The organism is Shewanella psychropiezotolerans, assembly GCF_007197555.1.
Taxonomy (GTDB): domain Bacteria; phylum Pseudomonadota; class Gammaproteobacteria; order Enterobacterales; family Shewanellaceae; genus Shewanella; species Shewanella psychropiezotolerans.
In genome coordinates, this window is record NZ_CP041614.1 from 2,089,460 (window position 1) to 2,112,463 (window position 23,004).

Annotated in this window: 14 protein-coding genes and 1 pseudogene; 13 read left to right on the forward strand and 2 right to left on the reverse strand. The window is 46.3% G+C overall.

From position 1 onward, the window contains the following. Positions 1-66 precede the first annotated feature (66 nt). The 6 genes and pseudogenes from ispG (at position 67) to FM037_RS09360 (ending at position 7,152) form a co-directional block, all read left to right on the forward strand. Complete coding sequence (gene ispG, locus FM037_RS09335; protein ID WP_144045770.1) at positions 67-1,182, forward strand: flavodoxin-dependent (E)-4-hydroxy-3-methylbut-2-enyl-diphosphate synthase; 1,116 nt, start codon at positions 67-69, stop codon at positions 1,180-1,182. A 157-nt stretch (positions 1,183-1,339) separates the two neighbouring features. Further along, positions 1,340-2,614 (forward strand): histidine--tRNA ligase, encoded by a 1,275-nt coding sequence (hisS, locus tag FM037_RS09340; RefSeq protein WP_144045771.1) that lies wholly within the window; start codon positions 1,340-1,342, stop codon positions 2,612-2,614. Positions 2,615-2,627: 13 nt separating this feature from the next. Beyond that, positions 2,628-3,248, forward strand: a complete 621-nt coding sequence (locus tag FM037_RS09345; protein WP_144045772.1) for a tetratricopeptide repeat protein — start codon at positions 2,628-2,630, stop codon at positions 3,246-3,248. Positions 3,249-3,258: 10 nt separating this feature from the next. After that, a pseudogene (bamB, locus tag FM037_RS09350) lies at positions 3,259-4,445 on the forward strand (outer membrane protein assembly factor BamB). 178 nt (positions 4,446-4,623) lie between these two features. Further along, a complete protein-coding gene (gene der, locus FM037_RS09355) occupies positions 4,624-6,096 on the forward strand; it encodes a ribosome biogenesis GTPase Der (RefSeq protein ID WP_144045773.1) in 1,473 nt (490 codons plus the stop codon). A 615-nt stretch (positions 6,097-6,711) separates the two neighbouring features. Further along, positions 6,712-7,152, forward strand: a complete 441-nt coding sequence (locus FM037_RS09360) for a DUF1772 domain-containing protein (protein WP_144045774.1) — start codon at positions 6,712-6,714, stop codon at positions 7,150-7,152. Between the two features lie 295 nt (positions 7,153-7,447). On the opposite strand, the gene xseA is transcribed toward FM037_RS09360, so the two are convergent. Beyond that, positions 7,448-8,776, reverse strand: a complete 1,329-nt coding sequence (xseA, locus tag FM037_RS09365; protein WP_144045775.1) for an exodeoxyribonuclease VII large subunit — start codon at positions 8,774-8,776, stop codon at positions 7,448-7,450. Between the two features lie 118 nt (positions 8,777-8,894). Between xseA and guaB the strand changes: the two genes are divergently transcribed. From guaB to tadA, 3 genes are all read left to right on the forward strand, one after another. Next, complete coding sequence (guaB, locus tag FM037_RS09370) at positions 8,895-10,367, forward strand: IMP dehydrogenase (protein WP_144045776.1); 1,473 nt, start codon at positions 8,895-8,897, stop codon at positions 10,365-10,367. 141 nt (positions 10,368-10,508) lie between these two features. After that, positions 10,509-12,086, forward strand: a complete 1,578-nt coding sequence (gene guaA, locus FM037_RS09375; RefSeq protein WP_144045777.1) for a glutamine-hydrolyzing GMP synthase — start codon at positions 10,509-10,511, stop codon at positions 12,084-12,086. Positions 12,087-12,270: 184 nt separating this feature from the next. Continuing rightward, the gene (gene tadA / locus FM037_RS09380) at positions 12,271-12,750 is read left to right on the forward strand and encodes a tRNA adenosine(34) deaminase TadA (protein WP_144048907.1); all 480 of its coding nucleotides are present in this window, start codon (positions 12,271-12,273) and stop codon (positions 12,748-12,750) included. A 271-nt stretch (positions 12,751-13,021) separates the two neighbouring features. Here tadA and mltF read toward each other — a convergent pair whose 3' ends face one another. Then, positions 13,022-14,464: a membrane-bound lytic murein transglycosylase MltF gene (mltF, locus tag FM037_RS09385; protein ID WP_144045778.1), complete on the reverse strand. Its 1,443-nt coding sequence runs from the start codon at positions 14,462-14,464 to the stop codon at positions 13,022-13,024. A gap of 314 nt (positions 14,465-14,778) precedes the next feature. On the opposite strand from mltF, the gene purL reads away from it, so the two are divergent. The 4 genes from purL to cydX all read left to right on the forward strand — a co-directional run bounded on the left by purL (position 14,779) and on the right by cydX (position 22,777). After that, the gene (purL, locus tag FM037_RS09390; RefSeq protein WP_144048908.1) at positions 14,779-18,660 is read left to right on the forward strand and encodes a phosphoribosylformylglycinamidine synthase; all 3,882 of its coding nucleotides are present in this window, start codon (positions 14,779-14,781) and stop codon (positions 18,658-18,660) included. Between the two features lie 1,274 nt (positions 18,661-19,934). Further along, positions 19,935-21,491 carry a cytochrome ubiquinol oxidase subunit I gene (locus tag FM037_RS09395; protein WP_144045779.1) on the forward strand — a complete coding sequence of 519 codons (1,557 nt, stop codon included), beginning with the start codon at positions 19,935-19,937 and terminating at the stop codon, positions 21,489-21,491. Positions 21,492-21,505: 14 nt separating this feature from the next. Continuing rightward, positions 21,506-22,645, forward strand: a complete 1,140-nt coding sequence (gene cydB, locus FM037_RS09400; protein WP_144045780.1) for a cytochrome d ubiquinol oxidase subunit II — start codon at positions 21,506-21,508, stop codon at positions 22,643-22,645. Between the two features lie 15 nt (positions 22,646-22,660). Continuing rightward, positions 22,661-22,777, forward strand: coding sequence for a cytochrome bd-I oxidase subunit CydX (cydX, locus tag FM037_RS09405; protein WP_012324199.1), 117 nt, complete (start codon positions 22,661-22,663; stop codon positions 22,775-22,777). Positions 22,778-23,004 lie beyond the last annotated feature (227 nt).

Genomic DNA, 23,004 nt, shown 5'->3' on the forward strand with positions numbered 1-23,004 from the left:
TCTCGCTCTGATGAGTAGAGTTAAACTTGCCCTTGCATGGGGCAAACAGGATATAGAGTAAATAAGATGTACAACGAAAACCCGATCAAAAGACGTGCCTCTACCCGTATATATGTTGGAAATGTGCCCATTGGTGATGGTGCGCCTATTGCCGTTCAATCGATGACAAATACCCGTACGACCGACGTGGCAGCTACTGTGGCCCAGATCAATGCGCTTGAAAAAGTCGGTGCCGATATTGTGCGTGTTTCTGTTCCTACCATGGATGCCGCCGAAGCGTTTAAGTTGATTAAACAGCAGACCAATATTCCTTTGATTGCCGATATTCATTTCGATTACCGTATTGCGCTTCAGGTCGCCGAATATGGTGTCGATTGTCTGCGTATTAATCCAGGTAATATCGGTAACGAAGAGCGAATTCGCAGCGTTGTCGAATGTGCACGGGATAAGAATATTCCTATCCGCATAGGTATCAATGGCGGCTCGTTAGAAAAAGACTTGATGGATAAGTACAAGGAGCCGACGCCGGCAGCCTTGCTCGAATCCGCCATGCGTCATGTGGACATTTTAGATAGACTCAATTTCGATCAGTTTAAAGTCAGTGTAAAAGCTTCCGATGTATTCTTAGCCGTCGAAGCCTATCGCTTACTCGCAAAACAAATAGTACAACCATTGCACCTGGGGATCACCGAAGCCGGTGGCGCCAGAGCGGGTTCTGTCAAGTCTGCCGTCGGTTTGGGCATGCTGTTAGCCGAAGGTATAGGTGATACCTTACGTATCTCATTGGCCGCCGATCCTATCGAAGAGATCAAGGTCGGTTTCGATATCTTAAAATCTTTGCGAATTCGTTCCCGCGGTATCAACTTCATCGCGTGTCCATCATGCTCTCGTCAAGAGTTCGATGTTATCTCGACAGTCAATGAGCTTGAGCGGCGTTTAGAAGATATTGTCACTCCTATGGATGTCTCTATCATAGGTTGTGTGGTAAACGGTCCCGGTGAAGCTCTGGTATCAGACATAGGCCTGACAGGCGGCAATCGCAAGAGTGGTTATTTCGATGATGGTGTCAGACAGAAAGAGCGTTTCGATAATGACAACATAGTCGACTCACTGGAAGCTAAGATTAGAGCCAAAGCCGCTATGATCAACGAGAGAATTCCAGCCAAAGACCTCAGCAAATAAGTTCTCCCATTAGGCAGATTCAGCACGGTTTATTCTTGAGTCTGTCCTTTTGTTTCGAACAGTTTGCAAATTAACAGTTTTGAGTTTGATAATACTGCCCTGCAGGATATACTGCGGGGCGTTTTAATTTTTTAGCTAAATCGGACGAGTCTATATCGTGGCAAAACAGATCCAAGCGATTCGTGGAATGAATGACATTCTGCCTACCCAAAGCCCTCTATGGCAAAAACTAGAAGCCGTACTTCGTGAAACCGTGAGTGCCTATGGTTATAGTGAGATCCGTACTCCAATTGTAGAGAGTACTGACCTTTTTAAACGTTCGATTGGTGAAGTCACCGATATTGTCGAAAAAGAGATGTATACCTTCGATGACAGAAACGGTGATAGCTTGACCTTACGCCCAGAAGGTACAGCATCTACTGTTCGTGCGGGTAATGAACACGGTTTACTTTATAACCAAGAGCAACGCCTCTGGTATATGGGTCCTATGTTTAGACATGAGCGACCACAGAAAGGGCGTTACCGTCAATTTAATCAGTTTGGTGTTGAGGTTTATGGCATGGGGTCTGCGGATGTAGATGCCGAAGTCCTGATGCTTTCTGCTCGTCTGTGGGAAAAGCTGGGTATCACAGACCATGTGACCCTGGAGCTTAATACTTTAGGCGACCCTGCCGAGCGCGCCGCCTACCGTGAAGCGCTTATTGCTTATCTTGAGCAGTTTAAAGAGCAGCTGGATGAAGAAAGTCAGCGCCGTATGTATACCAATCCTCTGCGTGTGTTGGACACTAAGAACCCTGATGTACAGGCACTTCTGGTCGATGCACCTGAGTTGATGGATTACCTTGGTGAGGAAACTCGTACACATTTTTCACATTTATGTGAACTCTTAGACGCAGTTGGCATCAAATACGTCATTAATCCACGTCTGGTTCGTGGTTTAGATTATTATAATCGCACTGTTTTTGAGTGGGTTACCACAAGTTTGGGCTCTCAGGGCACCGTCCTTGCAGGCGGTCGTTATGATGGACTGGTCGAACAGTTAGGTGGTAAGAACACGCCAGCTGTCGGTTTTGCTATGGGGCTGGAGCGTATCGTCTTGATGCTAGAGACGCTTGAGTTGACTGATGATATTCCGGCTACTGTCGATGTGTATGTCACCGCCATGGGCGATGCGAGTAAAGTCGAAGCGATTAAAATTGCTCAGGCACTTCGCAGCGACTTACCTGGCTTGAAAGTGATGAGCCATTGTGGCGGCGGAAACTTTAAGAAACAGATGAAACGCGCAGATAAGAGTGGTGCACTCATCGCCTTAGTTATCGGTGAAGATGAATTGGCCAGTAACCAAGTCGCGGTTAAATACCTGCGAGAGAAGAAAGAACAAGCATTAGTTGCCCGTGACGGATTGGCAGCTTATATCGCAGAACTGATTTAAAGAGGAAGATTACGTGGAAATTTATAGCACAGAAGAACAACAAGTAGATGCTATCAAACAGTTCTGGAAAGATTATGGCACCTCTATCGTTGTAGGTGCCGTGGTTGGTCTGGGTGGTTTATTTGGCTGGAACTATTATTCCGAACACAAAATTGCACAAGCTGAGTTGGCATCTGAAGCTTTTCAGGCCGTGAGCGCCGGCAATATTTCTGATACCAGTATGTTAGCCGCGGCAGAAACGTTTGCCAAAGATCACAGCCAGAAAGGTTATCAGTCTCTGCTCGAGCTTATCGTTGCTAAAGCGGCCGTTGAAGCCGGCGATTTGGAGAAAGCAGAAGCCACACTGAAAAGTGTTGTCTCTTCAGCACCCGATAAAGGTTTAGTCATGGTTGCTACCATGCGCTTAGCTCGCGTTCAAGCGGAGCAAGGGCAAATCGCAACGGCTATCACGACGTTAGACCAGGTTTCTGATCCTGCCTTCACGGCACAGAGAGATGAGCTGAAAGGTGATTTTTTGGTGCGTAAAGGGGATGAAGAGCAGGCTAAAGCTGCTTATCAGGCCGCCGTTAAAAACGGTGGAACGAGTGCAAGCCCTGCGCTACAGATGAAGTTAGATAATTTGAACAAGGCATAAGGAAACGCCCATGAAGTCTTGGTGCAAAACACTAGTCGCATGTAGTCTGAGTATTGGCTTGTTATCTGCCTGTTCATCCAGCGATGTTGAAGAAGAGCCGATAAGTCCATTACCCGAAATAGAAGCAAGCGTATTTCCTGAAATAAGTTGGAGTGCGAGTGTTGGTAGTGGCGTCGGTGACTATTATTCTCGTCTTCGTCCTGCAGCCAGATATGACAAGCTGTTCGTTGCCGATAGATATGGCCAAGTCGTCGCTTTCGATGAAGCGACAGGTGATAAGGTTTGGAGTAAGAATTTCAGCTCGGCATTTAAAGATAATATCTTGGCCAAGAACAAAGGCGCTAAGCTAGCGGCCGGAGTCACTGCCGCGAGAGACATGGTCTTTATCGGTGGCGAAAGTGGTCTACTCGGTGCACTGGACGCTGAAACCGGTGATACTAGGTGGTCCAGTATTGCCAGCGGAGAGCTACTCTCAGCCCCCACGGTTGCAGAAGATGTTGTTGTCGTCAGCACCAGCTCAGGTACCTTGGAAGCCTTTAAAATTGAAGATGGTGAAAAGCTGTGGACCTATGAGTCTAAGCTGCCAACATTGACCCTTCGCGGCACAGGTTCAGCTACCTATGAAGCCGGTGGTTTCTTCGTTGGTACTGCCGATGGCAAGATTGCCGTGGTGATAAAAAATAATGGTCAGGCTGCTTGGGAACAAGCTATTTACACGCCAAAAGGGGGAACGAGTTTACCCGAATGGCCGATGTAGATATGAAGCCCTTGATCATCGGCGACAACCTATATGCAGTGAGTTTTAACGGTAACTTGGTCTCTATGGAGCTGAGAACCGGACGTGTTGTTTGGTCACGTAAGTACTCTAGTTTCCATGAGTTGGCTGACTCAGGTGTGAACCTCTTCCTGGTGGACGATTATAGTCGCATCTACTCTGTAGATAGACGAAATGGTTTAGAGACTTGGAGTAATATCGAGTTAACTAACCGTAATTTAACATCGGCAGCCGTCTTTAAAGATTATCTTGTTGTCGGTGACTTTGAAGGTTACTTGCACTTTATAGATAAGTCGACGGGAAAACTTGTTGGTCGTATCGAAGTGGACAGTTCTGGCTTGTATAGCCAGCCCTTGGTTGTCGGCGATAGCATTTATGTTCAGACTCGTGCGGGAAAAATTGCTAGAATAACGCTTCCGTAAGCTTTATCTGAATTGATATTTAGCCCCCGGAGATTGTTCTGGGGGCTTTTTGTGTTAAGTACTTTATATTAAACACAATAAGCAAGATGTAGTATCGGCTTGGGCTAGTCATAATTAGGTCAAGACCCGAGTTATTGATATTTTATAGATTTAAAAACAGTAGATTAGAGGCAAAAAAATGATTCCAGTTGTGGCCCTTGTTGGGCGACCCAATGTCGGTAAGTCGACCCTATTTAATCGCCTTACCCGCACCAGAGATGCTTTGGTTGCCGACTTTCCTGGGCTAACTCGGGATCGTAAATATGGTCGCGCCTCCCTATCAGGCTATGAGTTTATCGTAGTCGATACCGGTGGTATCGACGGTACCGAAGAGGGCATAGAAGTTCATATGGCCGAACAGTCCTTAGCCGCGATTGAAGAAGCCGATGTGGTTCTGTTTCTGACCGATGCCAGAGCGGGTTTAACCGCCGCCGACCAGGCGATTGCGGAGCATCTTCGTCGACGTGATAAGACCACTTTTGTGGTGGCCAACAAGGTCGATGGTATCGATGCCGACTCTGCTTGTGCCGAGTTTTGGGCTTTGGGTCTGGGTGAAGTCTATCAAATGGCGGCATCACAGGGACGCGGCGTCACGAACATGATCGAGTATGCTCTGGCACCCTATGCCGAGGCGCTCGGCCTGCATCGCGACACTGACGATAATATAGAGGTTGAGGAGAGAGAATACAGCGAAGAGGAAGCCGAAGCCGAGCAGAAGCGTCTTCAGGATTTGCCTATAAAGCTGGCGATTATTGGTAAGCCGAACGTGGGTAAGTCTACCTTGATTAATCGCATCTTAGGTGAAGAGCGTGTGGTCGTGTACGACTCGCCGGGAACCACTCGAGATAGTATTTATATCCCTATGGAGCGAGAAGGGCGTGAGTATGTACTTATCGATACCGCCGGTGTTCGCCGCCGTAGTAAAGTCCATGAAACCGTCGAGAAGTTCTCTGTCATTAAGACACTAAAAGCGGTCGAAGACTGTAATGTGGTGCTTTTGGTCATCGATGCCCGCGAAGGTATTGCGGAGCAAGATCTTGGTTTGTTGGGCTTCGTGCTTAACGCTGGTCGCGCTTTGGTTATTGCCGTTAATAAGTGGGACGGTATCGATCAAGAAATTAAAGACAGAGTTAAGAGTGAACTGGATCGTCGCCTCGGCTTCATCGATTTTGCTCGCATTCATTTCATCTCTGCACTCCATGGTACAGGTGTTGGTCACTTGTATGAGTCGGTAGAAGAAGCCTATGACAGTGCCACGCGTCGCGTAAGTACGTCTATGCTGACACGCATCATGCAGATGGCGCAAGACGATCACCAGCCACCATTGGTGAATGGCCGCCGTGTTAAGCTTAAATATGCTCATGCTGGTGGTTACAATCCACCAATCGTAGTGATCCATGGTAATCAGGTTAAGAAGCTTCCTGATTCCTACAAGCGTTACATGATGAACTACTATCGTCGTTCGCTTAAAGTCATGGGCACGCCTATCCAGGTGCGTTTCCAGGACGGTGCTAACCCGTTTGAAGGCTTGCACACTAAGAGGCTTACCGTGAGTCAAGAACGCCGCCGCAAGCGCATGATGAGTCACATCAGAGATAAAGATAAGAAATAAGTTGTAGGGACTAGGTTATAGTCTCTAGGAGCTTGTTTTATCGAAGAGGCCAGTTAATTCATTTTAACTGGTTTTTTTTGCATATGGATATGCTTATCCGTGATCGCCATGGACGGTGAAGGAGGGGGTTTGTATATGGACTTTGGTGGCTTTGAATGAAGGCTTAATGCATTTTTTGATTTAGCTTCTGGCTGAAGTAGGTATTCGGAAGTGACTGTTAACTCCTACCTTCATGGTTATCTATCGCTTACCAGCGGGGGATGTGCAGAGACTTTTGCGAAACGCCGTGAATCCGTCCATGTGGGCTCTGCGATGGCATTCATGCCATCGAAGATCGCAGCCGCATTTACACTTGATTATTTTTGACTTCGTCTGTCGTTTTCTTGGCCAAGCCGCTTAAATGAGGTTTTCTAAAAATGTGTAAAATGACCCCGTTAAATCATTTATGCAATGGGTACGCTAAGGCTGTATTAATAAATATGATTGATAATGGCGATAGTCTCATGAGTAACTCTTTGCTTGTTAGGTAAATTTACAGCAAGTGGACACTTTAAAACCTCGAAAATAACTGGGAATTGTTTGTAAACACTATTTAGACATCAAAGGACTTTGATAATGATAATTCAAATTATTGCTTTATTTTGCTGCGGCACTTTTTATGGAGCCGCACTTTATATTTCTCTAGCTCAACATCCTGCAGCCTTAGAGGCTGGAGTTTCAGTTGGTGGGCGATTTTTTCCACCTATGTACAAACGTGCGGCCCCTTTGCAGATAGCATTAGCATTGTCTGGCTTTATTGCAGGTGTCTTAGCTTGGTTTAGTGGTATGGGAGTATTATGGCTAGTTGGCAGCCTGATGCTAATTTCAGTCGTGCCGATAACGTTGATACTTATCAAGCCTATCAACGATATACTCTTAGCGCCCGAAAATGACCCCGAATCCGAAAATACTCAAAACTTGCTTTCACGTTGGGGACCAAAACATTGGCTACGCACAATAGTAAGTGGGGGAGCATTTTTAGTGTATTTATTTGCAGCAGTAGGCCAGAATAATTAACTAATCTGATCGTAAATCGCCCGTCAGTAAAGGCTCACTTATTAGAAGCTGGTTAGGTAATCTAACCAGCTCAACCGAAGAGGTAACTTTCTTAAAACCTTAATTAGGTGTGAAGGCTCTCGCTAGTGATGTTGTCACAAAGACGATAATGGGATCGCTTCAGTGAATGAGAGAGGGGGCCATATCACTATCTCTGTAGGTTAACTAAGTACCAAAGCAACCTAACAAAAGATACTGAAATACTGCTTATTACACAAGTGATTCGAGTTCTCACCCAAAATCAACATTAAAGTGGTTAAACCACTTTTGATTGAACCTCTCCCTCGAGTAATCGAGTCGTTAGCATATCCCCGACGCTAACGTCTGAGGCATTCAGTAGCACTTTGCCATTTGAATCTTGAGTAATACTGTAACCTCGGCTCAGTGTCGCTAACGGGCTGACTGTCTGTAATTGGTGAGCACTGACGCTTAGGCTGCTCTCGCTGCTGGCTAACTTCTCTTTGATGGAGTCTTTGAGTCTTGACGTTAAATAGCTGAGTCTCTGGCTCTCCAATTCAAGTTTGTTTACAGGCGATTGCTGATTTAAACGATGGCTCAGTTGCTGCTGTTTGAGCGCCAGGCTGGACAGTTTCTTGTCGATAGCGGCATCTAGCCTAAATTGCATCTCATCGAAACTCTGGCCGTATTGTTGTAGACGACGCTTGGGATCTTGTCGTTGCAGGCGATGGGTTAAGGTGCTCATGCGGCTGTTGGTTTTTAGCTGGTAATGCTGCCAGCTCTGTCTGAGCCTTGAAATAAACAGCTCGAGTTTCTCACCCTTATTTTCAGCATCTTTAGATAGCAGTTCTGCGCCTGCCGAAGGTGTGGGTGCTCTAACATCGGCGACATAATCGCTGATAGTGGTATCTATCTCGTGGCCGACAGCCGAGATAACAGGTAGGGCGCTGTTATAGATGGCATGGGCGAGATCTTCACTGTTGAAACACCAGAGATCTTCGAGGGAACCACCGCCTCGGGTTAGCAAGAGCACATCGACTTCCTGTCTGGCATTGGCGATGGCGATGGCGTTACAAATAAGCTGAGCGGCAGGCTCTCCCTGTACCTGAGTCGGGTAGACCACCACTTCGATAGAGGGGTCACGTCTGGCTAACACATGGAGTACATCTTTGAGCGCAGCCCCTGTTGCCGAGGTGATGACGCCTATCTTCTGAATATTAGATGGGATAGGGCGTTTGGTATCGGCAGCAAATAAGCCCTCAGCCGCCAGCTTCATCTTAAGCGCTTCATATTGCTGCGCTAACAGGCCGTCGCCGGCGGGGAGCATGGATTCTATGATGAGTTGATAGTCGCCTCTGGGCTCATAGACACTGATTGAGCCCTTTACCAGTACTTGCTGGCCATTAATTGGCTTGAAGGTCACCGAGCGGTTGCGGCCCTTGAACATGGCACAGCGAATTTGGGCCTGATTATCTTTGAGGGTCAGGTACCAATGTCCCGACCCCGGCGCTGCGAAGTTTGAAATTTCGGCATTGAGCCATATTTTACCCAGCTCGCCTTCCAGAAGTTGACGAACTTCACCGTTGAGGCGTGAAACGGTATAAACATTATTTTTTGGCATTTTCATAGGGATTTTGCGGTTAACCGTACTTTTTTACTATTTTCCATTTACCAAGGCCAATATGCAAGGTATAATCTCGCCGCAATATTTCACTCGAAACTTACTCTATTTGGGAGATGTTGCCATGCTACGTTTAAAGAAAGAAGCACTCACTTTTGATGATGTGTTACTTGTTCCTGCACACTCGACCGTACTCCCTAATACCGCCGTTCTCAAGACTCGTCTAACTAATAAAATAGAACTTAATACCCCTATAGTGTCTGCAGCCATGGATACCGTGACTGAAGCTCGTTTGGCTATTGCCATGGCACAGGAAGGTGGTCTAGGTTTTATTCATAAAAATATGACGATTGAGCAACAGGCCGAAGAAGTCCGTAAAGTTAAGATTTACGAAGCCGGTATCGTTCAACAACCTGTGACCGTGACTCCTACTACTACCTTGGCCGATCTTAAGGTTCTGACCCTGAAGAATGGCTTCGCCGGTTACCCGGTTGTCAACGATGCTAATGAACTTGTCGGTATTATTACTGGCCGTGACGTTCGCTTTATCACTGACTGGAGCCGTACTGTCGATCAGGTGATGACACCTAAAGATCGTCTGGTCACTGTTGCTGAAGGCACTAAGCTGGATGAAGTGCAGAAGTTGATGCATTCTCATCGAGTTGAGAAAGTGCTGGTTGTCGATGGTAACTTTAAGCTCAAGGGTCTTATCACAGTAAAAGATTTCCAAAAAGCTGAGCAAAAACCTAATGCTTGTAAAGATGAGCTAGGTCGCCTTCGCGTCGGCGCAGCCGTCGGTGCCGGTCCTGGTAATGAACAGCGTGTCGATGCATTGGTTATTGCTGGTGTTGACGTTCTGCTGATCGATTCATCACATGGTCATTCTGAAGGTGTTCTTCAGCGTATTCGTGATACTCGTGCTAAATATCCTGATTTACAGATTGTTGGTGGCAACGTGGCAACAGCCGAAGGTGCACTGGCGCTGGTTGAAGCCGGTGTTAACGCTGTCAAGGTGGGTATTGGACCTGGTTCAATCTGTACGACTCGTATCGTTACCGGTGTGGGCGTTCCTCAAATCACCGCCGTTTCCGATGCTGCCGAGGCCGTTAAACATTTAAATATACCGGTTATTGCCGATGGCGGTATCCGTTTCTCAGGCGATTTAGCTAAAGCCTTAGCCGCTGGTGCATCTTGTATCATGGCGGGCTCTATGTTTGCCGGTACCGATGAAGCGCCGGGTGAGACTGAACTGCACAATGGCCGTGCCTATAAGTCATACCGTGGTATGGGGTCTTTGGGCGCCATGAACCAAACACAAGGTTCATCGGATCGTTACTTCCAGAGCGACAATGCTGCCGATAAGCTAGTGCCGGAAGGTATCGAAGGCCGCGTTGCTTATAAGGGTAAGCTTAAAGAGATCATTCACCAGCATATGGGCGGTCTACGTTCATGCATGGGCTTGACTGGCTGCGCCACGATCAAAGAGCTGAATGAAAAAGCAGAGTTTGTGAAAATCACCTCGGCTGGCATGGGTGAGTCCCATGTACATGATGTGACTATCAGCAAAGAAGCGCCTAACTACAGCCCTGGTTCATAACTCAGCTGGCTACAATTGTTTAAAAATGGGCGGCATTGAGCCGCCTATTTTAAATATCCCCATTTATGCCGATCTTAGTTGACGTAATTAGCGTTAAATTAAGATTGATACCGAAAATTAGATAAACAAATAAGGTTCCCCATGAGCAATATTCATGAGCATAAGATCCTGATTTTAGATTTTGGATCTCAGTACACACAACTCATCGCCCGCCGCATTCGTGAGATAGGCGTTTACTGTGAGTTATGGGCCTGGGATGTGAGTGAAGAGCAAATTAAAGGCTTTGCTCCAAACGGTATTATCCTAGCCGGTGGACCCGAGAGTGTGACAGCACAAGGCTCCCCTCGTGCACCTGAGTACGTCTTCAATGCTGGCGTTCCTGTACTTGGGATCTGCTATGGCATGCAGACTATGTCTGAGCAGCTTGGTGGCAAAGTTATTCAAGGTGTAGGCGAAGGTGAATTTGGCTATGCTCAGGTAGAAGTTCAAGCAGATTCTGCTCTGTTCAAGAGCATAGAAGACGCTGTCAGTGACATTGGCAAGCCACTTCTCGATGTCTGGATGAGCCACGGCGATAAAGTCTCTGAAATCCCTGAAGGTTTCGTCAGCGTTGCCAAGACCGAGACTTGTCCTTTTGCGGCCATGGCAAACGAAGAGAAAAAGTTCTACGGTGTGCAGTTTCACCCTGAAGTGACCCATACCCGTCAGGGCAAGCGCATGCTTGAGCACTTCGCTTTAGATATCTGCCAGTGTGAAGCAAACTGGAAGTCTTCTTCTATCATCGAAGATGCGATAGCTAAGCTTAAGCAACAGATAGGCGATGATGAAGTTATCTTAGGCTTGTCTGGTGGCGTCGACTCATCGGTTGTTGCCATGTTGCTGCACCGTGCTATCGGCGACAAACTGACTTGTGTATTTGTCGATAACGGTCTGCTGCGTCTCAATGAAGCCGAGCAAGTGATGGACATGTTTGGCGATCATTTCGGACTGAACATCGTTCATGTTAATGCTGAAAACCGTTTCCTCGATGCCATGAAAGGTGAGGCCGATCCCGAAGCTAAGCGCAAGATCATAGGTCGTGTGTTTGTCGAGATTTTCGATGAAGAGTCGAAGAAATGTGCTAACGCTAAGTGGCTGGCTCAGGGCACCATCTATCCTGATGTCATTGAGTCTGCCGGTAGTGCTACGGGTAAAGCCCATGTGATCAAGTCACACCATAACGTCGGCGGATTGCCAGATGATATGGAGCTAGGTCTTGTTGAGCCACTGCGTGAGCTGTTTAAAGATGAAGTGCGTAAGATAGGTCTGGAACTGGGTCTGCCATACGACATGCTTTACCGTCATCCATTCCCTGGACCGGGTCTGGGTGTTCGCGTACTTGGCGAAGTGAAGAAAGAGTTCTGTGATCTGCTACGTCTTGCCGATGCTATCTTCATCGAAGAGCTGCATAAAGCTGACCTTTATAACAAAGTGAGCCAGGCATTTACTGTGTTCCTTCCTGTACGCTCTGTTGGCGTGATGGGTGATGGCCGTAAATATGACTGGGTGGTTTCATTGCGTGCGGTGGAAACCATTGACTTTATGACTGCAAATTGGGCACATCTTCCTTATGACTTCTTAGGGCTGGTGTCTAATCGTATTATCAATGAAATCGATGGTATCTCACGAGTCGTTTACGATATCTCGGGTAAGCCACCTGCGACTATCGAGTGGGAATAGTTGACGTTTAACTCACACTTAGGTGTAAAATAGAAAGGGCGCTTCGGCGCCTTTTTTGATCCTTGAAAAAGGACGTTAATAGAACTGGTATTATCTGGTGGAATCCCCCTTGTCTGAGCAGAAAAAAGAGTTCCAAGATCAGCCCGATGAACACGCTTCACAGCTGGCATTAGATAAACGCTTCATGTCAATGGCGATGGAGATGGCCCGTAAAGCCGAAGCGGTCGGTGAGGTGCCTGTAGGGGCCGTGTTAGTCAAAGATGGCCAGGTGATCAGTGCGGGTTTCAATTACTGTATTGGATTACACGACCCTTCCGCTCATGCCGAGATGCAGTGCTTGCGTCAGGCTGGAAAGGTGATCGAGAACTACCGTCTACTGGGTACTACTCTTTATGTAACCTTGGAACCGTGCGCCATGTGCGCCGGCGCTATCGTTCATTCCCGTATCGAACGTCTGGTTTTTGGGGCAAAAGATGAGAAGACAGGGGCGGCAGGAACGGTTATCGATCTGGTCAGACACCCGGCTTTTAATCATCAGCTGCAAGTCAGTGACGGAGTGTTAGCCGATGAATGTAGTGAGCAACTGAGTCAGTTTTTCAGGCGTCGGCGCAAAGAGAAAAAAGAGCTAAGGAAGTTAGAGAAGAGGCTTGAGGCTGAGAAGTAGTAAACTCTGAATACTAAGCTTAGGTGTTTGCCTGTTTAGATTAAGGGCAAACACCTTTATTACTCAGTTGGCTGGATAAACGAGAAGAACATTTTCTGTCGGCTTAAAGTGCGTAGATGTTTGGATTTTTGCTGGGTTCTGCGTCTGGTGGTAGAGCTAAATTTCATTTGTTTCTTTTTCATTATATTTCCGTCAAATCCATTAGTACTAGTGAAAAGCATGGGTGTGCTGATTATTCTGTGTCAGTGTTTCACTTGAGTGCGTAACTTGCTTACTGAGGTTGTGCACCCGATAGTTCACTATTCTCTTTATTAGAAAGCTCGACCACTTGAGTTTCTTCGGCTCGAGCTTTCTCATCTTCTATCATTTGATTCTGATTATCTACCCAGACTAAGGTGTCATAGTAGCGGCGAATGCTGTCAACATAATGGACCGCTTCGTTACCACGAGCATAACCATATCGGGTACGCTTATAGTATTTACGTTTCTGCAGCAATGGAAGCACTTCTTTAAGATCTCTCCATGCACTGGGGTTGAGTCCCATAGACTCGGCGAGCTTACGCGCATCTTCCACATGTCCATAGCCGATGTTATAGGATGCTAAGGCAAACCACATGCGCTGATTTTCCGGAATAGAGTCCGGTAAGCGCTTTAAAATATCATTGAGGTATTTAGCGCCTCCCTTGATGCTCTGCTCTGGATCTAGCCTATTGGCGATCCCTACCTGCTTTGCTGTAGGCAAGGTTAACATCATCAGCCCCCGGACTCCTGTGGGAGAGCGAGCATTAGGGTTCCAGTGAGACTCCTGATAAGCGGTCGCGGCAAGTTTACGCCAATCTATACCACCAGCATAAAATTGGAATTTTTCTTTGTATCTCGGCAACTTGTTATCTATGGCTCGCAGAAATGCACGAGTATCGACATAATCGAAGCGCTTAACATGGGCAAAATACTTTTCGTTGAGATGTGCCAGCGTGCCAGTGCGTTTCTCTTGGTGCCAGAAGGTCAAGAGATCACTCATCAACTGATCACTTTGATGTGGGGGCAGTAACCAAACTATGGCTTGTCTTTCCTTCAATATGGGACCAGCGCGGAGCTCTGGCATAAATCGGCGGTTGATATCGAAAGTGGTCGAGTCGGCGATGGTGTAAGTTATATCGCCTCTGGCAATCATGCTCATCAACTCTTCGCTGTCTTTATCTTTTTCCTGATCCCAGAGGAGATTCGGGTATAGTTTCTGCAGTTGAGACAGGGTCTCAACAAAAGATGAGTCTGTGATGACCGTGATATTTTCTTCTAATTGAGAGATATCTTTGGGCACTCTTGTGCCTTGCTTATAAACTAAAACTTGATTAACACGATAAAGAGGCGGACCTAGACGAAACTTTTCCCGTCGATTCTGTGTGTCTGCAAGACCCGCCGCAATAAAGTCGATGTCACCATTATTAAGTGCAGTGTAAAGCTCACCTATGTTGGGGTAAGGTTTCATCTCTAAATCGAGTTGCAGATACTCGGCGAAACGTGAAGCCATCTCATAATCGAAACCTGCTTCACCTTGTCCTGTGGTGACGAAAATTTGTGACCCATAGAGAGTACCTACATTTAATGTTGTTTTAGCTGCAGGTTCTGGCATCACTTCAGTTTGTTCCACAGCCACTTTCTGGCAGCCAGCCAGTAAAGTAAGTGTAAGTAAAACAAACAGAATATTTTTCATTTATCGCTAAATCATCTCGTTCTTTTCATGGGCGTAGCGGACGATTATATCATATTGCTCGCGAACTGAATAAAAACAGTATTTTCGGTACGAAAAGTAATCGCGTCAAGGCGAAGTGCTAGTTAAGATTATGATCTAAATACTCGATTAATTCCCGTTTAGGAACCAACTGAGAACAAAATTCATACAGGTCTATTTTTCGTTACACAGAACACTGTTTTCTCCAGTAACTACGGGTGCTTTGTCTGTCATCTTTCCCTATAATGTCGCCAGTTCTGACCCTGCAATTATAATATATAAGGTGAAATGACGTGATGGAGATCATCCGCGGAGCCCCAGCTTTATCGGCGTTTAGAGTTCAAAAGTTAATGGAAGCTTGTGAAACCGCTTTGCTTCCTGTTTCTGGCATCTATGCTGAGTACGTACATTTAGCAGATTTAACTGAGTCTCTCGGCGAGAACGAGACCCAGCAACTTGCAAAACTCCTAACCTATGGCCCGGCTATCGAAGCCCATGCGCCACAAGGCACACTTCATTTTGTCACACCACGCCCAGGTACAATTTCTCCTTGGTCTTCTAAGGCTACCGATATTGCCCATAACTGTGGTCTCAATAAAGTTAAGCGATTAGAGCGTGGTATTGCTTACTATGTAGAATCTGATGTGCTAACGACCGAGCAAGAGCAGTCTCTGACTGCACTCTTGCATGACCGCATGGTCGAAGTCATCCTTACTGGCTTCGAGCAGGCGGCTATGCTGTTTGTGCGTACAGAGCCAGCAGTCGTCAAGAGTGTCGACATTTTAGGTGAAGGCCGCAGTGCGCTTGAGCTTGCCAATACACAGTTTGGTCTAGCCTTAGCGAACGATGAGATCGATTACTTAGTCGAAAACTTCGTTAAATTGGGTCGTAACCCAAATGATGTCGAGCTGATGATGTTTGCTCAGGCAAACTCAGAACATTGTCGTCATAAAATTTTCAATGCAGATTGGACCATCGATGGTGAAGTTCAGCCAAAATCCTTGTTCAAGATGATCAAGAATACCTTCGCCGTTACTCCTGATGGTGTGCTTTCTGCCTATAAAGATAATGCCGCTGTGATGGAAGGCTATACTGCGGGCCGTTTCTTCCCGGAAGATGATGGTGTGTATAGTTACCACACAGAGCCTATGCATATCCTGATGAAGGTTGAAACTCATAACCATCCAACGGCGATCAGCCCATATCCAGGTGCCGCTACAGGTTCTGGCGGTGAGATCCGTGATGAAGGTGCGACTGGTCGTGGTTCTAAGCCAAAAGCCGGTTTAACGGGCTTTAGTGTATCGAACCTTAAGATCCCAGGTTTTGTTCAGCCTTGGGAAGCCGATTACGGTAAGCCTGAGCGTATCGTAACGGCTCTGGATATCATGACTGAAGGCCCATTGGGCGGCGCGGCATTTAACAATGAATTTGGTCGTCCGGCAATATTAGGTTATTTCCGTACCTACGAGCAGGAAGTAAGCAGTCATAACGGCATCGAAGTGCGCGGCTACCATAAGCCGATCATGCTTGCCGGTGGTCTGGGCAACATTCGTGGAGAACATGTACAGAAAGGTGAGATCACCGTCGGCGCTAAGCTGATTGTACTGGGTGGTCCGGCGATGAATATCGGACTCGGAGGCAGCGCTGCCTCTTCGATGACATCCGGCGAGTCAAATGAAGATCTCGATTTTGCTTCGGTTCAGCGTGAAAACCCCGAGATGGAACGTCGTTGTCAGGAAGTGATCGACCGTTGTTGGCAGATGGGTGATAACAATCCTATCCAATTTATCCACGATGTGGGCGCGGGTGGTTTGTCTAATGCGTTCCCTGAGTTGGTTAACGATGGCGAACGTGGTGGCAAGTTCGAATTAAGAGATGTGCCATCGGATGAGCCTGGCATGAGCCCGCTTGAGATCTGGTGTAACGAGTCTCAAGAGCGTTATGTTATGTCAGTCGCGCCAGAGAACCTAGATACCTTCATTGCTATATGTGAACGTGAACGTGCGCCTTTCGCTGTCGTTGGCGTCGCAACACAAGAGCGTCACTTATCATTGAGTGATGCGCATTTTGATGATAAGCCAATCGATCTTCCACTGGAGCTGTTATTAGGTAAAGCACCTAAGATGAGCCGTGATGTGGTCAGTGCCAAAGCCGAGTCTCCTGCAGTCGATCAAAGTAAGATTGATATTAAAGATGCTGTTCGCCGCATACTCAGATTACCCACCGTCGCCGAGAAGACCTTCCTTATCACTATCGGCGATAGAAGTGTGACGGGTCTTGTTAACCGCGATCAGATGGTGGGCCCTTGGCAGGTCCCTGTTGCCGATTGCGCCGTGACGGCCGCGAGTTTCGATTCATATACCGGTGAAGCCATGTCTCTGGGTGAGCGTACTCCGCTTGCACTGTTGGACTTTGGCGCTTCTGCACGTATGGCTGTTGCCGAGTCCATCATGAACATAGCCGGTACCGATATCGGTTCATTCAAGCGTATCAAATTGTCTGCCAACTGGATGTCTGCTGCGGGTCACCCTGGTGAAGATGCCGGCCTCTATGAAGCCGTTAAAGCCATCGGCGAGGAGCTGTGTCCTGAGCTTGATTTGACTATTCCCGTCGGTAAAGACTCGATGTCGATGAAGACAGCATGGCAAGAGGAGGGCGTCGATAAGTCGGTGACCTCTCCTATGTCGCTGGTCATTACCGCGTTTGGTGCAGTACAAGATATCCGCAACACAGTCACGCCAGAGCTTCGCACCGATAAAGGTGAGACTGAGCTGTTATTGATTGACTTGAGCGCTGGCAATAACCGCCTCGGTGGTTCGTGTCTTGCGCAAGTTTACAGTGAGCTTGGCGATAGTGCGCCGGATCTGAAAGATTCAAGTTTACTGCGTGGTTTCTTCGAGGTGATACAGCCGCTAGTCGCGCAGCGTGATGTTATTGCCTATCACGATCGCAGTGATGGTGGTTTATTTACCACCTTGGTTGAGATGGCGTTTGCGGGCAACACAGGTCTTAATATCGACCTTGCCGATGTAGACGGTACTGATATTGAGCGACTCTTTAATGAGGAGCTTGGTGGTGTCATTCAGGTTAGCAGTTCACAAAGTGAAGCCATCATTGCTAAGTTCAATGCCGCGGGCGTTGCCTGTCACGTTATTGGCAGCCTAACGGCTGACGATACTATAACGATCAATGATGGTGACAGAGCAATACTGGTCGAGTCGCGTACCGAGCTAAGGACTATCTGGGCCGAGACCACGCATAAGATGCAATCACTGAGGGATAACCCTGAGTGTGCCGATGAAGAGTTCAAGCTTAAGCATGATGCAAGCGAGCCTGGTTTGACTGTCGACCTTAAATTCGACCCGAGTCAAGATGTCGCCGCACCATTTATCTTGAAAGGTGCAGCACCTAAGATGGCTATCTTACGTGAGCAAGGGGTTAACTCGCATCTGGAGATGGCTGCAGCCTTCGACAGAGCAGGTTTTGAGAGTCGTGATGTTCACATGAGTGACATTCTCAGTGGTCGTGTCACCTTAGATGAGTTTCAGGGCTTAGCGGCTTGTGGCGGCTTCTCTTATGGTGACGTGCTGGGAGCTGGTGAAGGTTGGGCTAAGTCAATCTTGTTTAATACTCGAGCCCGTGAGCAGTTTACTCAGTTCTTCGAGCGTGAAGACAGTTTCTCTCTGGGTGTATGTAATGGTTGTCAGATGCTATCCACACTGAAAGAGATCATTCCTGGCACCGAACATTGGCCGCGCTTTGTACGTAACCGTTCCGAGCGTTTCGAGGCTCGTGTTAGCTTAGTGGAGATACAGAAAAACCCTTCAATCTTCTTCGAAGGCATGCAAGGCTCGCGTATGCCGATCGCTGTATCACATGGAGAAGGCCGCGCCGAGTTTGCAACGCCTGAAGCCATGGCATTAGCCGAATCCTCCGGCACCATTGCTCTGAGATATGTGAATGGTCAAGGCAAGATTGCCACTAAGTACCCACAGAATCCTAACGGCTCGCCAAATGCACTATCGGGGATCTGTAGCACCGATGGTCGCGTGACCATCATGATGCCTCACCCTGAGCGTGTGTTTAGAACCGTGGCAAACTCATGGCACCCTGATTCATGGGGTGAAGACAGCCCTTGGATGAGAATGTTCAGAAACGCGCGAGTAAAACTGGGTTAAACTGATATTTAGCAAGGTCTAAACTTAGCTTAGTTTTTTAAATTTTAACTTAAGCAAATCTTGTAAAAAAGAGCATCGAAAATTTCGATGCTCTTTTTTTATGGAAAAAAACCTATAATTTATTCACTACTAAATAGAGAGTTATGAGTGTATTAGAGAGTTAGGATGTACTAAACAGTGATAAATACATGCTTAGCTGCAGATCTGTTGGCAAGAGTGTAAATGCTGAGCTAGCGATTAGTAATAGACTCAACTAGTATATAAGTTGTTGCTTGATTAGGCTTTAGCTAACCTGTGCGGGCAGGGGTTTTTGATAGGTTTAGATATGAAAAAGCCACCTAGCTGAATCAGCTAGGTGGCCGTTTTGCGCTAACAAAACTTCAAGTAAATCTGTCTAGTCTAGTGGAAGTTTAAAGTTCTCTAGCAGTATAAAGTTCAACAAAAACACGCTTATAGTTGTTTGCTAAACGATTCAAAAATTTTTTCATAATGGTATCTCCACACAGTTAAAGGGTTATGTGAGCGGAGTTTGACTAGACCGGGCTACTTCACCGGATTACATTAGTCGCTCCTGAGCACAAGACGTATATTATTCTTGTATGGATTAATCATCAAGCGAGAAAAATTATACTTAATCATTACTAAAACTAATCAACATTGGTTTTTATTTATGGTTTATTTATATATCTTTAATGTAAACTTGATTTAAAACAATTAGTTATGATTTATTGGTTGGTTTTTAAGCCTAAAATTATTTGATGTTAATTGATGTTTGTTTTGTTTTTATTAAGGTTTGTTTAAAAAATTATTGTAAGAGGGTGAAATTCTGATTTATATTAGAGGTGGCTGACTTCCTAGCATGGTATTAAGGCTTGGTCAACAAAGTCGTGTAGTGAACTGTGTCCTTAGCCACAAAACCCATGTTAACCCTAGTGATTGATTGATTTGAATCAAATTTGAATGGTATAAAATAGCGGTGAGAATAGTCTGTGTTTTGGTTAAGTTTTTGATAATAAAGATTTAGCTTCTAGTTTGTTATTTTTTAGCCATGTACTTATCGCAAATATATATTTTGTTGTGAGCTTGGTCATGGAATTGGCTTGATTTGAACATTATCGTGCTTATTTCGAACATTTTGTAAAAAACGATATTTAGCCTCTCTTTACCGCTGCTGAGTGAGTAAAAGGCTTAAAATAAAATTCCTCAATAGGCATTAACTTTGATTGATGGGGATCTAATCTTAGTTGATGGTTGCACCACCTAAGGAGTCACTAATGATTTTAGAAGAAGTTGTTGAGCTCTCTCGCTTTCAATTTGCGATGACAGCCATGTATCACTTCTTGTTTGTTCCCTTAACTTTGGGCTTAGCTTTCTTGCTGGCTATCATGGAGTCACTCTATGTGATGACTGATAAGCAGGTTTATAAAGATATGACCAAGTTTTGGGGTAAGTTGTTTGGTATTAACTTTGCTTTGGGCGTCGCTACCGGGCTAGCTATGGAGTTCCAGTTCGGCACTAACTGGTCATATTTTTCCCATTACGTCGGCGATATTTTTGGGGCGCCACTGGCAATTGAAGGATTGATGGCCTTCTTCCTCGAATCCACCTTAGTGGGCATGTTCTTCTTCGGTTGGGATAGATTCAGCAAACGCCAGCATCTGGCGGTTACCTGGTTAGTCGCCTTTGGCTCTAACATGTCTGCTTTGTGGATCTTGATTGCCAACGGTTGGATGCAGAACCCTGTGGGATCGGTATTTAACTATGAAACCATGCGAATGGAGATGACGAACTGGGGAGAGGTGTTATTTAACCCGGTTGCTCAAGTTAAGTTTGTTCATACCGTGGCTTCTGGTTATGTTGCCGGCGCCATGTTTGTCTTGGCTATCAGTTCTTATTATATCCTTAAGAAACGAGACTTACCGTTTGCTCGTCGCTCGTTCGCGATAGCCGCGAGTTTCGGCTTAGCATCAATTCTGTCGGTTATCGTGCTCGGTGACGAATCAGGTTATAAAGTCGGTGAAGTGCAGAAAGTCAAACTGGCTGCAATCGAAGCCGAGTGGCATACAGAACCGGCTCCGGCTTCATTTACTGTTGTAGGCTTCCCTAATCAGGAAACTATGGAAACCGATTATGCCATTAAGATCCCATTTGCAATGGGGATCATAGCCACACGTTCTCTAGATGAAGAAGTGACTGGGTTACATGATCTTATTGCCGACCACGAAATTCGTATTCGCAATGGTATGAAAGCTTATGCCATGTTGACTGAATTACGCGAAGGTAATAAGTCACCTGAATTACTTGCAGCTTTTGAAGAAGCTAAAATTGATCTAGGTTACGGATTCTTGCTGAAACGTTATACCGATAAGGTAGTCGATGCGACAGAAGAGCAGATAATCGCAGCGGCTAAGGATTCTATTCCAAGCGTTGCACCTATGTTCTGGACCTTCCGAGTCATGGTGGGATCGGGGATCATTATGCTGTTCGTGTTTGCTGCTGCTTTCTGGCAAAGTACACGTCATCGTATCGAAGAGAAACCTTGGGTACTGAAAGCGGCGCTGTATAGCTTGCCTTTGCCCTGGATTGCCATCGAGTGTGGCTGGTTTGTGTCTGAATATGGTCGTCAACCTTGGACTATTTCAGAGATTTTACCAACCTTCATGTCCGCATCGAGTGTTACCGTAGGTGATCTTTGGTTCAGTATCATCTCAATTACGACTTTTTATACTATTCTGTTGGTGATCGAAGTGTATCTAATGCTTAAATTTGCTCGCATGGGACCCAGTAGTCTAAAGACGGGTCGTTATCATTTTGAAAATCTGGACGCCTAAAAGGAGATCTGATTATGTTTGATTATGAAATGTTAAGATTTATCTGGTGGGCGCTGATAGGCTTGCTCTTTATCGGTTTCGCCGTCACAGATGGTTTCGATATGGGGGTGGGTGCTCTCTTGCCTATTCTGGGTAAAGATGACACCGAACGTCGTATTATGATTAATACCATTGCCCCTCATTGGGATGGTAATCAGGTATGGTTCATCACCGCCGGTGGTGCCTTGTTTGCAGCTTGGCCTATGGTTTACGGCGTGTCGTTCTCGGGCTTCTATGTGGCGATGATGTTGGTGCTGTTTGCCTTATACCTCAGACCCGTAGGTTTCGACTACCGCTCTAAAATCGAAGATCCAAGATGGCGTTCAGCATGGGATAAGGCGCTGTTTATCGGTGGCTTCGTACCGCCGCTGATCATAGGTGTCGCATTTGGTAACTTACTTCAAGGTGTACCATTCAACTTTGATGAGTACTTGCGTGCGACTTACCATGGTGGCTTCTTCGGCTTGTTGAATCCTTTCGGTATCATCGCGGGTCTTATCTGCGTCAGCATGTTTATGATGCAAGGGGCAACCTGGTTACAGATGAAGACTGAGAGTGATTTGAGAGCCCGTTCTGCGAATGCGGCTCAGGTACTCGCTTTATTATTGTTTGTCTTGTTTGGTGCTGCCGGTGTTTGGCTGGTCAATGGTATTGACGGATATGTGATCACCTCAGCTCTCGATACTTATGGGGTTTCGGATCCAACCATGAAGACAGTTGCTGTCGAATCTGGAGCCTGGTTGGCAAACTATGACAAGTATCCTGTGACTATGATGTTCCCTGTTTTAGGACTTCTCATGCCACTCTTAGTCATCGTCGCCAGTCGCCTGAATCGTTCTGGTTTCGCCTTCTTGTTTAGTTCATTGGCTATTGCAGCCGTGATCTTGACCTGTGGTGCAGCTATGTTCCCATTCGTCATGCCTTCATCTTTGGAGCCAAACGTGAGCTTGACCATGTGGGATGCCACGGCGAGTGAAACGTCTCTGACTGTGATGACTTGGGCTGCGATTATCTTTATCCCGATAGTGCTTTCATACACTATCTACACTTACTATAAGATGTTCGGCCGTTTATCTCGCAGTTTCATCGAAGACAATAAGACGTCACTTTACTAATAAGGAGTTTAATCTATGTGGTATTTTGCTTGGATACTCGGAGTATTGCTGGCGTGTTCATTCGGCATTATCAATGCCCTTTGGCTTGAGAACACCGAGAATATGGACAGAGATACAGAGAATAAAGATTAATTATTTTTCGCTCTAGTCGATACTAAAAAAGCCCCGCCCTTGAGAAAGGAGCGGGGCTTTTTATTTATTGGAGCTATAGAAGGCTCAAGATAGAGCCAGAAGGCTCAAGGTACACGTCATTCCGGCATGCTTGTGGCCGGAATCCAGCTTGAATGATTTACAGTTTGTTTGCTTTAAGCAAGAGTCGCCTTACCAGCTATTTAATTGATATTAGATATGATATTGGC